General features: G+C 75.0%; 11 protein-coding genes. 3 read left to right on the top strand and 8 right to left on the bottom strand.

What is annotated here, in order from left to right:
• Nucleotides 1-12: 12 nt before the first annotated feature.
• Nucleotides 13-3,171, bottom strand: a complete 3,159-nt coding sequence (locus tag ACFPIJ_RS45990) for an ATP-binding protein (RefSeq protein WP_380125755.1) — start codon at nt 3,169-3,171, stop codon at nt 13-15.
• Nucleotides 3,172-3,260: 89 nt separating this feature from the next.
• On the opposite strand from ACFPIJ_RS45990, the gene ACFPIJ_RS45985 reads away from it, so the two are divergent.
• On the top strand, nt 3,261-3,602 hold the full coding sequence (locus ACFPIJ_RS45985; RefSeq protein WP_380125753.1) for a hypothetical protein: 342 nt from the start codon (nt 3,261-3,263) through the stop codon (nt 3,600-3,602).
• Between the two features lie 17 nt (nt 3,603-3,619).
• Here the strand turns inward: ACFPIJ_RS45985 and ACFPIJ_RS45980 are convergent, their stop codons facing one another.
• The gene (locus ACFPIJ_RS45980; RefSeq protein ID WP_380125751.1) at nt 3,620-4,576 is read right to left on the bottom strand and encodes an EamA family transporter; all 957 of its coding nucleotides are present in this window, start codon (nt 4,574-4,576) and stop codon (nt 3,620-3,622) included.
• A 47-nt stretch (nt 4,577-4,623) separates the two neighbouring features.
• Between ACFPIJ_RS45980 and ACFPIJ_RS45975 the strand changes: the two genes are divergently transcribed.
• Together ACFPIJ_RS45975 and ACFPIJ_RS45970 are read left to right on the top strand one after the other, a co-directional pair.
• A complete protein-coding gene (locus ACFPIJ_RS45975) occupies nt 4,624-5,121 on the top strand; it encodes a MarR family winged helix-turn-helix transcriptional regulator (protein WP_380125748.1) in 498 nt (165 codons plus the stop codon).
• A gap of 218 nt (nt 5,122-5,339) precedes the next feature.
• Nucleotides 5,340-5,567 (top strand): hypothetical protein, encoded by a 228-nt coding sequence (locus ACFPIJ_RS45970; protein WP_380125746.1) that lies wholly within the window; start codon nt 5,340-5,342, stop codon nt 5,565-5,567.
• A 120-nt stretch (nt 5,568-5,687) separates the two neighbouring features.
• Here the strand turns inward: ACFPIJ_RS45970 and ACFPIJ_RS45965 are convergent, their stop codons facing one another.
• The 6 genes from ACFPIJ_RS45965 to ACFPIJ_RS45940 all read right to left on the bottom strand — a co-directional run bounded on the left by ACFPIJ_RS45965 (nt 5,688) and on the right by ACFPIJ_RS45940 (nt 12,050).
• Nucleotides 5,688-6,128: a DUF4259 domain-containing protein gene (locus ACFPIJ_RS45965; RefSeq protein ID WP_380125744.1), complete on the bottom strand. Its 441-nt coding sequence runs from the start codon at nt 6,126-6,128 to the stop codon at nt 5,688-5,690.
• A gap of 20 nt (nt 6,129-6,148) precedes the next feature.
• Entirely contained in the window at nt 6,149-8,464 is a 2,316-nt protein-coding gene (locus ACFPIJ_RS45960; RefSeq protein ID WP_380125742.1) for an NB-ARC domain-containing protein, read from the bottom strand.
• A gap of 218 nt (nt 8,465-8,682) precedes the next feature.
• Nucleotides 8,683-9,663 (bottom strand): hypothetical protein, encoded by a 981-nt coding sequence (locus ACFPIJ_RS45955; protein WP_380125740.1) that lies wholly within the window; start codon nt 9,661-9,663, stop codon nt 8,683-8,685.
• Complete coding sequence (locus ACFPIJ_RS45950; RefSeq protein ID WP_380125738.1) at nt 9,660-10,184, bottom strand: SigE family RNA polymerase sigma factor; 525 nt, start codon at nt 10,182-10,184, stop codon at nt 9,660-9,662. Before ACFPIJ_RS45950 ends, ACFPIJ_RS45955 begins: the two co-directional genes overlap by 4 nt.
• A 46-nt stretch (nt 10,185-10,230) precedes the next feature.
• The gene (locus tag ACFPIJ_RS45945) at nt 10,231-11,130 is read right to left on the bottom strand and encodes an aminoglycoside phosphotransferase family protein (RefSeq protein WP_380125736.1); all 900 of its coding nucleotides are present in this window, start codon (nt 11,128-11,130) and stop codon (nt 10,231-10,233) included.
• Entirely contained in the window at nt 11,115-12,050 is a 936-nt protein-coding gene (locus ACFPIJ_RS45940) for an alpha/beta hydrolase (RefSeq protein ID WP_380125734.1), read from the bottom strand. The genes ACFPIJ_RS45945 and ACFPIJ_RS45940 overlap by 16 nt, the downstream gene beginning before the upstream one ends.

The raw sequence follows: 12,050 nt of genomic DNA, 5'->3' as shown, positions 1-12,050 counted from the left end.
GTGTGCGCCGCTTCAGCGTGCGAGGCCCCCGTCGATGCGTGCGAAGTCCGCGCCGATGCGTGCGAAGTCCGTGCCGATCGTCGAGGTCAGCCGGCCCAGCGCGTCCTGCCGGGACAGCCGGGCCCCCTGCTCGAGCGCGTCGCGGTAGCCGTCCTCGCCGAGGCGTTCGACGAGCCCGGCGACCAGGACGCGCAACGCCGGCTCGCCGTGGTCGAAGGCGCCACGGATCGCCTGGCTCCAGCCCAGCACGGTGGCCGCGTCGACCGGCCGGTCCTCCAGGGCGAGCAGCTCGCCGACCTGCTCGGCGGCCCAGGCGAGCCCGTTGCTCTGGTTGCGGGTGATGTTGGGCCGCACCGCTCTGGCGAGCAGCTCCCGGGCTCCGGCGGCATCGCGCGCCGCGAGCCGGTTCATCAGCCGCGTGCCGTCGATGAGGTCCCGGGCCATCTGCTCCGGGTACGGCAGCCGATCCACCAGGGTCGCCATGGTGTCGAGCGTGCGCTCCGACGCGTCGAGCTCGCCCGCGCGCCGCTGCCAGCCGGCGACGCTGAACAGGATGGCCGCCTCCCGCCGCCGCTGGCCCAGCTGCTCGGCCCGGTCCTGCATGGCCCGCAGGTCGCGCCAGGCGCCGTCCAGGTCACCGGCGCGCATCCGTTCCCGGGCCAGCCGGTTCCTGGTCCAGTACAGGTAGTCCTCGGTGCCGAGCTCGGCGCTGATCGCGACCGCGCGTTCGAACGCGGCGATCGAGGTCGCGAACTCGCCGCGCAGCGACGGGACCCGCCCGATGGCGAGCAGACTCATGACCAGCCCCCAGCGGTCACCGACCTCCTCGAAGCCGCGCACCGCCTCCTCGCGCGCCGCGGCGCCGCCCTCCAGGTCGCCCTGTTCGACCAGCGTGAAGTTGTGCGCCCAGTGCGCGGTGGCCCGCACCCACGGATCCGGCGACGTCAGCGACTGCTGGAGCTGCTCGTCATCGGAGGCGGCGTCGGGGGTGAACGCCCGTTGCGAGATCCACAGCAGCCGGGCGGGGTGGATCTCCTGCGCGCCGGACGTCGAGCGCACCAGCTCGACGGCGCGCCGGGCCTCGTCGGGCACGGCGGCCCCGAGGTCGGACAGTGCGCCCATGAACGTCTCGAGCTGGTTGTTCAGGCCGCGGTTCCCCCAGTACCAGAACAACGCCTTGATGAATCGGTACGTCCTGGCGGCGTCACCGGCGTCCAGGGCGGTCCGCAGCGCCGCCGTCATGTTCTCGTGCTCGGCGTCGAAGACCGCGAAGGCCCGCAGCTGCTCCCGCCCGCGCAGCAGCGGCTCGTGCTGCTCGGCGAGGGTCAGGTAGTAGCCGGCGAAGCGGGTCGACACGTCGTCACCCGAGGCGGCCAGCTGCTCCGCCCCGTACGCACGAACCGTTTCCAGCATCCGGTACCGGCCGCCGGTCTGCTGCACGATGGACTTCTCCACCAGCGAGTCCACCACGTAGAGCACGTCCCGCGACGGCAGGGACGCGTCGGCGCAGACCGCTTCCAGGGCGGTCAGCCCGGCCCCGCCGGGGAACGCCGACAGCCGGCGCGCCAGGATCCGCTCCGCCTCGTCGAGCAGGTCCCAGCTCCACTCGACCATCGCCAGCAGGGTCCGCTGCCGCGGCAACGCGGCCCGGCTGCCCGACGTCAGCAGCCGGAACCGGTCGTCGAGCCGGCGGGCGACCTGGTCGACCGTCATCGAGCGCAGCTTCACCGCCGCCAGCTCCAGCGCGAGCGGCATCCCGTCCAGCCGCCAGCAGATCTCCACCACCGCGTCCACTGTGGACTCGTCCAGCGCGAAGCCTGGTCGTACACCTCCGGCCCGATCGACGAACAACCGCACCGCTGCTGCCTCGGCCGCCGTTGCGAGGTCCGGCTCCCCAGCGGGCAGCGCGAGGGGTCCGAGGTGGCACAACGCCTCCCCGGTGATGGCCAGGGGCTCCCGGCTGGTGGCGAGGATCCGCAGCTGCGCCAGCCCGCCGAGCAGCTCGTCGGCGAGCTGCGCCGCCGCCCCGACGAGATGCTCGCAGTTGTCCAGCATCAGCACGGCGTCACCGACGTCGAGCATCTCGGTGAGCCGGTCGATGGCCGCCGTCATCGGCTTCGCGCCGTCGTAGAGGCGCCCGTGCGCCGAGCCGACCACGCTGAGGACGGTGTCGGCCAGCTGCTCCGGATCGTCTTCACTGAGCCCGGCCAGCGGCACGAACCACACCCGGCCCCGCTCGTAGGCCGGGTCGCGCCGCGCCGCCTCCAGCGACAGCCTGGTCTTGCCGGCGCCGCCGGGCCCGACGATGGTGACCAGCCGCGCGGCGCCCATCAGCTGGGCGACCCGGCCGAGCTCGTCCTCCCGGCCGATGAAGCTGGTGACGGCGGCCGGCAGCCGGCTCGGCGGGACCTCCACCGCCTGCGCGGCGGGCCGGTCCAGCTCCCCGCGGAGCAGCGCCAGGTGGACCTCCCGCAGCTCGGCCGTCGGATCGACGCCGAGCTCGTCGCCGAGCCTGGCCCGCACCTCCTCGTACACGGCGAGCGCGTCCGACTGCCGCCCAGCCGCGGACAGCGCCCGCATGCGGAGCGTGGCGAGCCGCTCGCTCAACGGCCGGTCCGCGGCGGCCGCCGCGAGGCCGGTCAGCGCCTCGGCGTGCCGGCCCAGTTGCAGCTCCGCCTCGAAGAGGTCCTCGACGGCGTCGGCCCGCATCTCGTCGAGCCGGGTCGCCGCGGTGCGGGCGAACGGCGCCTCCAGCACGTCGGCGAGGGCCGCCCCGCGCCACAGGCGCCTGGCGGCGGCGAGCGCGGACGCGGCCTCCTTGGCCCGACCGGCCGCCAGCTCGCGGCGGCCCTGCGCGGCCAGCTGCTCGAACCCGTGCACGTCGACGTCCTCGCCGCGCACCGGCAGCCGGTACCCACCGGCCGCGAACTGGACCGAGCTGGTCCCGCCCAGCACCCTGCGCAGCCGGGACACGAGGCCCTGCAGCGCCGCGGCGGCCCCGGCGGGCGGCTGCTCCCCCCACAGGTCGTCGACCAGGGTGTCGGGGTGCACCGGCCGGCCCTCCTCCAGCGCCAGCCTCGCCAGCAGCATCCGGACCCGGGCACCGGGCACGGTCACCGGCGTTCCATCGTCCTCGGTAACCGCGACCGGACCCAGCAACTCGACACGCACGCGAGCATGATGGCAAAGCCCGGCGCCGGCCGCCGCCCGCGGTCCGTGCAGCGTGCCGTTCGTTACGCCGGCCGCATAGGGTCCGGGGCATGCACAGCACCCTCACCGAGCACGCTCGGTGCCGCTACGGTGACGAATACCGGCCTGCCGTCGCGTGCTGCGCCGCTCCGGAGTCGTCCTTCGTCGAGCACCTGGCCTTCGCCGACGCGGACTCGATCCTGGCCATGCTGCACGAGCTGTGCCCTCAGCTCGCCGACGGCCTGCTGCCGGTGTGGGTGCGCAACCTGGCGTATCGCCTGGTGCTGCTGCAACGCCCCGACGACCCGGCGCTGCTGCGCGAGGCGGCGCAGAGCCTCGTGCTGCACGGCCCCGACTGGGACGACATCGCCGCGGACCTGCGCCGCCGCGCCGAAGCCCTCGACCCCACCTGAGCCGCCCGCAGTCGCGGTCACCGGCCGCTCAGCGCCGGAGCCGCGCGGTCCGGGGCCGCAGCCGGAGCCGGCGCCGCGCGGTCCGAGGCAGGGGTCGGAGCCGGGGTGCGGGTGCCCAGGACGACGGCGGCGAGGACCGCGGTCGCGCCCAGCAGCTGGCCGGGGGACAGGGACTGGTCCAGCACCAGCCACCCGAGCAGCGCCGCCACCACGGGACTGAGCAGGCCGAGCAGCGTGACCCGGGCCGGCGCGAGCGCGGTCACCCCGCGGAACCACAGGAAGTAGGCGCCCGCGGTGCCGATCAGCGACAGGTATCCGAAGCCGCCGAGGTTCGTCCACGTCAGCGTCGATGGCAGGCCCTCCACCAGCAGCATCACCGGGGCGAGCAGCAGCCCGCCGACGGTCAGCTGCCAGCCGGTCAGGGCCAGCAGCGCCGTGCGGCGGTCTGGCAGGCCGGGCGGGGTGCCCCAGCGGCGGCCGAGCACGGTGCCGAACGACATGGACACCATCCCGGCGGTGGCCGCGGCGAGGCCGAGCGGGTCGAGGGCGGCGTCGGAGCGCAGCACCAGCAGGGCGACGCCGGCCAGCCCGGCCGCGCCGGCGAGCAGCACGCGGACGGCGGGACGCTGGTCGAGCAGGGCGAAGGCGATGGCGGCGACCACGAACGGGCCGAGGGCGCCGAGGACCGCCGCGATCCCGCCCGGCAGCCGGTACGCCGCGACGAACAGCAGCGCGAAGAACAGGCCGATGTTCAGGAAGCCGAGCACGGCGGCACGCCACCACCAGGCGCCGGTGGGCAGGGAACGGCGGCCGGCGAGGGCCGCGACGACGGCGATCAGCAGCAGGCCGGCGGGCAGGGCCCGCAGCGTCCCGGCGAGCAGCGGGCGGCCGTCCGGCAGCAGCTCGGTGGTGACGAGGTAGGTGGTGCCCCACAGCGCGGGGGCCACGGCGGTGGTCACTGCAAGGTTCCTCATGACTAAGTAGCTTAGCACTAAGCTACTTAGAAACAAGATGTGCGAGGATGGTGTACGTGACAGACGACGTCGACCGGATCGTCGAGCAGTGGGGGCGCGAGCGACCGGACCTCGAGACCGACGCGATGGCGGTGTTCGGCCGCATCTACCGGCTGGCCCGCATCGTCGGCGACCGGCAGGAGCGCGTCTACGGCGCGCTCGGCATCAACCGCGGCGAATTCGACGTGCTGGCCACCCTGCGCCGCGCGGGCGAGCCGTTCCAGCTGTCGCCGAAGGCGCTGACCGCGTCGCTGATGCTCACCTCCGGCGGCATGACCGGGCGGCTCGACCGGCTCGAGCGGGCCGGTCTGGTCGCCCGCTCACCGGACCCCGCCGACCGCCGCGGACTCGTCATCACGCTGACCTCCACCGGCCGGACCCTCATCGACGAGGCGGTCACGGTCGGGCTGGCCGCGCAGCGGGAGGTCCTCGAGCGGCTGCCCGAGCCGCGCCGCCGCCAACTCGGCGCCCTCCTCCGGGACCTGCTCACCGCCACGGAGAGCTGAACCCGCGGAAAAGCTGAAACGGCGATGTTTGGACATTGATCGGTGCGGCAACGACAGGAGGAGAGCCCTCCGCCCCCGTACTGCCCTATCGACTGCGGAGGCGAGCGGCGACACCGACGGCGGGTCCCGGCACACGAAGCCCGGCCCGCCGTCGTCGCGCATCCCGGCTCCTCCCGGCGGCGTAGATTGCCTACACCCGTGACCGAGGAGGTGCCGGGGTGCTGGGCCTGGCCACGGCGCTGATCGCGTGGCGGTTGACGGGCTGGGCGCTGCCGGTGTTCGGCGAGGACCTGCCGGCCCTGCCGCTGCCGCACTGGCCCGGGCCACTGCTCGTGCCCGCAACCTGGCTCCTGGCGGTCTTGTCGCTGATGGCGGTCGCGTTCGCCGCGGGCCGCCCCCGCGCCGCCACCCCATCCACCCCGGCGACCGCGGCCCCGCGCGCCTGACCCGTCGCCGGTGTGCGGCGGCCCGCCCCCTGCCGCGCTGCCGATGGCCCGCGCCCACCGGACTCCGATCGTCTGGGATGTTCCGGCAGCATCCAGCGGCGGGACGACCGGGGCCAGGACCTACCCGGATGTCGCGCGGTGATCGGCGAGGACGCCGGCGATGACCGCGACCGTCTGCCGGGACCTCGCACTGTCGCTCGGGCCGAGCCGGGTCGTGAACCACGCGTCGTCCGCCGCCACCGCCCGGATCGCGTCGAGCGCCAGCTGGATCAGGTCATCGCCCGGTGCCGTGACCGCCGCGGCGGCGACCTCCTCGTCGAAGCCCATCTGCGGGATCTCATCGATGCGTGCCCCGCCCGGCAGCGCCCGGGCGACCAGCGCGGCCCCGGCGACGACCTCCGTGTTGTCGACCGGCTCGAACGGGCCGTCGGGATGCCGGGGCCCGCCCAGGAACACCGCGCGAAGGTTGTCGAGGCGCTCGTCCTGCGTCAACTCCGCGTAGAGCTCGAGCAGGTCCTGCGCGGTGTCACTGTCGAACGGCCCGGTGTTGTACCTCGCCACGGCGGCCTCCCGCGCCGAGGTTACCGCGGGTCGGGGAGGCGGGACAGGAGGCTCTCGCCCCAGGGGAAGTCGGTGTCGCCGATCAGGTTGTCCGCCGCGGCGCGTTCCGTGACGGCGTCGTCGACCCGGCCCTGGGTGTTGAGGACGGCGGCGACGCGGAACCTGGCCTCGGCCTCGCGGATGCGGTCGCCGAGGCGGGCGTAGCGGGTGGCGGCGTCGCGGTAGTGGGTGAGCGCGGCGTCGAGGTCGCCGCGGCGTTCGGCGATCTGGCCGAGGCCCAGCAGCGCACTACCGACCCCGGCGCCGCTGCCGACACGCTCGGCGAGGATGCGCATCTGGGTGAAGTTGCGTTCGGCGTCGTCCCAGCGGCCGTCGGCCTCGGCGGTCCAGGCGACCTCCTGGTGGTAGTACGCGAGGAGGTAGTCGTTGCCGGCGCGGCCGGCGATGGCGGGGATCTCGGCGGTGACCGCGTCGGACTCCGGGCGGCGGCCGGCGAAACGATATGCCAGGCCCAGGGCCAGCCGCACCCAGCCGGCCTGCACGGTCGCGGCGGCGGGCAGCAGCTCGCGGGCGCGTTCCATCATCGGCACGCTCAGTTCGTGCCGGCGGAAGTTGTTGTACAGGGTGCCGAGCGCTGTGCGTACCGCAACCTCCTCTTCGGCCCGGCCGAGCTCGACGAGCAGATCCAGGGCCCGCAGCAGCGCCGCCTCCGACTCGGCGAACCGGTGCAGGTCCCGCAGTACCTCGCCGCGCCGGCGCAGCGCCTGCGCGGTCTCCCACTGGTCGACGGCGGCCTCGGCGAGGGCCAGGGCCTCGTCCGCGGGCGGCATCGCGCGCTGGACCTCGCCCGCGATCGACAATGCGTGCGACACCGAGCGCAATGCCCTGGCCCGCGCCACCCGGTCGTCGCCCGCGGCCTCGGCGGCGGCGGACCAGATGGCGACGCGGTCGAAGGGGTCGGTGACGTCCGGGTGCACGACGTCGACCAACGCCAGCACCGCGGCGTGACGGCCCGCCGACACGCCCTCGGCGAGCACGGCGGGCAACCCCGCGACGTCCTCGGTCCGATGCGAGAGCAGCCAGGTGAGCAGGCGCTCCGAGGCATCCGCGTGCTCCTGGGCGGTCAGGGTCTCGGTCGCGAACAGGCGCAGCAGGTCGTGCAGGTGGAACCGGTCCGGGCCGGGCGACTCGATCAGGAACGCGTCGACGAGCCGGTCCATGGCCGCCTCCGCGAGCCCGGCGTCGACGCCCGCGCGGGCGGCCGCGGCGGCGAGGGTGAACACCTGGCCGGGGTGCGAGCCGGCCCGGCGGAACACCAGACGGTCCACTTCGGACAGTTCGGCGTACGCGGCCTGGAACGTCGAGCGGACCGCCAGATCGCCCTGCCGTAGCTCGTCCAGGCGCCGGTGCTCACCGGCGAGCCGCTCCGCGAGAGCCGACGGCGTCCACTGCGGCCGGGCCCGGAGCCGGCCGGCGACGATGAGGACCGCCAGCGGCAGTCCCGCGCAGGCGGCGACGAGCGCCCGCGCACCGGACGGGTCGCGCCGGACGGCTTCCGCGCCGGCGACGCGTTCGAGAAGCTCGATGGCGGCGTCTTCCGGGAGCGCTGCCAGGGGTACCCCATGCGCATTGGCGACACCGGTCAGCTGCCGCCGGCTGGTGATGATCGTGGCGCACCGGGACCCGCCCGGCAGGAGCGCGGCCACGTGCGCGGCGTCGCGGGCGTCGTCGAGCAGGACCAGCACCGCACGGTCGGCGACGGCGGACCGGAACCGGGCGGCGAGCTCCTCGGTGCCGCCCCGCCGCTCGTCCTCGGGCACGCCGAGCGCGGTCAGGAACCGGCCCAGGACCGCCTCGGGCGCGACCGGCTCCGCGGACGCGCCGCGCAGGGTCGCGAACAGCTGCCCGTCGGGGAACCGTGCCCGCACCGCGTGCGCGGCGCCGAGCGCGAGGGACGTCTTGCCGGTGCCGGGCGCGGCGGCGAGGGTGACGACCGGGGAGCCGCCGCTCAGCACCCGGACGATCTCGGCGACCTCGGCGTCCCGGCCGAAGAGCGGGGTCGCCGCGGGCAGCTCCGCCGGCACGGGATGCGCCGGCGGGTCCTGCCCCGGCGGCGGTCCGGGCGGCGGTGGCAGCGCCGGTGGCGTCGACTGCTGCCAGAACGCCAGCGCGGCGCCGGCCACGCCGAGGACCCCGACGGCCGGCCAGGCCAGCCACGACACCTCGTCCAGCGGGGCCGGCAGCGTCCCGCCGGTGGCAACGTTGACGGCGACGGCCAGCAGCACCGAGAAGAGGCCGGACACCACCGCCAGCAGCACGCCCAACCTCGTCCGCATGCAGCGATCTTCGCCGATCCGGTGCCGGGTCACCAACCCCGGGCGACGGAGACGGGTGCCGGGTCACCAACCCCGGGCGACGGAGACGGGTGCCGGGTCACCAACCCCGGGCGACGGAGACGGGTGCCGGGTCACCAACCCCGGGCGACGGAGACGGGTGCCGGGTCGCCAACCCCGGGCGACGGAGACTCGCGCTCCGCGCGACCCAGGATGTCGGGTCACCAACCCCTGGCGAGGGAGACGGACTCGGCGAGGCGGATGAGGTCGTCGTCGGTGAGCGCGGCGATCGCCGGGTCGACCGCCGGGGTCGGGGTGCGCACCTCGACGTAGCCGGGCACGACCAGGATCACCTCGGTCTCGGTCCGGCTCAGCCAGCCGATCTGCCCGCGGACCGTGACCCGGCGGCCGTCCGCGGTCGGGGTGTTCGCCGCGTCCCGCGCCTGCACGCACCGCGGCGTGTGCTGGTTGTCCCCGGCCCGCGGGCACCACGCCTCGATGTTCGTGCCGGCCTGCACCAGGACGTAGTCGCGGGGCATCAGCCCGAACCGGATCGGCCGGTCCAGCTTCATCGGCCGGTCGACGAGCCCCAGCGCCACCTGCCGGGCGGTGCCGCAGGCGACGCCGGGCGTGACGCCCTTCGCCCGGGCGAGAACGCTGAGCCGCAGCGGGCCGTCCTGCCACAGCAGTTGGCAGGACTGCTCGCCCTGCTGCGCGTTGACGCGCTCGTACTCGGCGGCGCCGTGCCCGTGCACGTCGACCGGCGGCCCGGTCGGCGGCACCACCGCCGACGACGGGTCAATGACCGGCGGCTTCGTGCTGGTGCGCAGCTCCACGGCGAGGACGCCGCCGGCGCCGCCACCGAAGTCGTAGTCGACCACCCACACCCCCTCGGCGAGGTTGGCGTCCACGTACGTCCTGGTGACCACCGCCTCCGGCAGCCACGTCGGGGTGACCTGCAGCGTCACGTCGGTGTCGCCGGCCGCGACGAGCGCGTCCCGGCGCGGCTCGTCGTCCCCGCCGGCCAGCACCGGCACGGCCACGGCGGCGGCGATCACGGCGAGTGCCGCCGCGGCCCACCGCTGCCGGGTCCGCCGCCGGTGCACCGGGATGCCGCGGAGGATCCGGCCGGTGGTCCGGTCCGGGTCCGGTGCGAACGGCTCCCGCTCCGTGAACATCTGCCGCAGCTCGTCGTCGATCATCGTGCATCACCTGTCCGGTGGGTCAGCGGTACGCCCCGCTCCGCCCCGTCGCGCAGGGTGGCGAGCGCGCGGGAGATCTGGGACCGCACGGTGCTGACCGAGCAGCCCAGCACGTCGGCGATCGCGGCGTCGTCGAGGTCCTCGTAGAACCGCAGCACCACCGCGGCCCGTTGCCTTGGCGGCAGCGCGGTCAGGCGTTGCCACAGCTCCTGGCGCACCGCCGACGACTCCGCCGGGTCGGGCACGCTGCCGTGCTCCGGCACGTCCGCGACCGGCACCGCCCGCCGGAACCAGCCGCCGCGCCGCCAGCCGAGGTAGGTGTTGGTGACCATGCGCTTGACGTACCGGTCCGGCAGGTCGGCGCGCTGCACCCGCCGCCAGTGCACATGGGCGCGGATCATCGTCTCCTGCACCACGTCCTCCGCCAGGTGCGGGTCGCCGGTGAGCATGAGCGCATAGCGCAGCAGGGCCGGCAGCCGCAGCGCGAGGTAGGCCTCGAACGTCACCTCCTCCAGATGCACCCACCCCCACCGGACATTGCATCCCTGCGGGAAATTCTGCCGATGCTCACGAAGGGCGGAGCAGCTCGGCGACGTCGCGGGCGCGGGACGGGGTGCCGCCGGAGTCGGCGGTCCACACCTCGGACAGGACGGCCTTGACGAAACCCCAGGCGGCGAGGCGGTCCACCGGCTCGCCCAGCGCCTCCGACAGCTGCCGCAGCCGGGCCGGGACGAGGGCGGTGAGCGCCGGGTCGCGGTCGCCGGGGTCGGGGTTGAACAGGATCGAGCCGATCTCGTAGCCGGGGTCGCCGACCAGGCCGTGCGGGTCGATCGCCAGCCACGGGTCGCGGGTGCCGCGCAGCACGTTGTCGTGGTGCAGGTCGCCGTGCAGGACCGCCTCGCGGGTCGCCGTCGCGCACAGGAACCGCATGACGGCCGCCGCCTGGCCGACCAGGTCGGCGGGGACGGCACCGCGGTGCCGGTCCAGGGCCGCGACCTGCGACAGCACCGTGGGCAGGGCCGTGACCTGCGACAGTGCCGTGGGCGGGCCCTCGACCGGCGGCACGTGCAGGCGGCGCATCAGGCCGGCCAGGATCGCGGTCGCCTCGGGGTCGTGGTCCGGGACGAGGTCGCGGAGCCGGTCGCCGGGGGACACCTGCTCCAGGAGCAGGGCGCCGCGGTCGCGGTCGGCACGCAGCAGGCGGGCGGCGCCGCGGCCGTCGAACGCGGCGAGGGCGGCTGCCTCGACCGACAGCTCGAAGCCGACCTTCAGCACCGCCGGGGTGCCGTCGGCGCACCGCACGGCCGCGACGTAGTGGAACGTCAGGTCATACGGCTCGCCGAGGACGAGGTCCCAGTCCGCGGCGAGGCCGGCGAGCAGGTCGGGCAGGTCGGCGAGCCCGCGTTCACCCTCCCGGCCCCACACACCGGTGACGTTGCGCTGCAACGCCGTCAGGATGCGAACCACGCCCGCAGCTGCGCGGCCGCCTGGGCCAGGGCGACGCGGCTCTCGTCGACGGTCCCGGCCATCGCGAAGAAGCCGTGGGACATGCCGTCGTAGCGGGCGAGGGTGACCGGGACGGCGTCGTCGGCGAGCCGCTTGGCGTAGCGTTCGCCCTGGTCGCGCAGCGGGTCGTATTCGGCGGTGATGATCAGCGCCGGGGGCAGCCCCTTGAGGGTCTCCGCGCGCAGCGGCGAGGCGAGCGGGTTCTCGGCGTCGTCGGGGTCGATCAGGTAGTGCCTGCGATACCAGGCGACGGAGTGGTGGTTGAACTGGAACGGGTCGTCGTTGGCGCGCATGGACTCGTCATCGGCGAGCTGGTCGGTGTTGGGGTAGACGAGCAGCTGGCCGGCGAGGGCGAGGTCGCCGGCCTCCTGCGCGATCAGGGTCACCCCGGCGGCGAGGTTGCCGCCGGCGCTGTCACCGCCGACCGCGATGCGGGCCGGGTCGGCGCCGAGCTCGGCGGCGCTGTCGGCGACCCAGCGGACCGCGGCGTAGCAGTCCTCGATCGACGCGGGGAACGGGTGCTCGGGCGCGAGCCGGTAGCCGGGGACGACGACCAGGCAGCCGGCGCTGTTGGCGAGCGTGCGGGCGATACCGTCGGCGGTGTCGATGGTGCCCAGGACCCAGCCGCCGCCGAAGAAGTAGACCAGGACCGGCAACGGACGGTCACCGCTCGGGCGGTACACCCGGACCTGCAGCTGACCGTCGGGTCCGGCGATCCAGTGGTCGGTGACGTCCTCGACCGGCTCGGGCGTGCCGCCGGCGGCCTTGATGGAGGCGAGGTCGGCGGCCCGGGCGGCCTCGAGGGTCATCGAGTACAGCGGGGCGACGCCGTCGCGTTCGCGCTGGTCGCGCATCGCCTGCAGCTGCGGGTCGAGTGGCAT

The sequence above is a fragment of the Dactylosporangium cerinum genome, from assembly GCF_042653625.1.
GTDB lineage: Bacteria > Actinomycetota > Actinomycetes > Mycobacteriales > Micromonosporaceae > Dactylosporangium > Dactylosporangium cerinum.
This window is presented reverse-complemented; position numbering and strand designations above follow the sequence as displayed.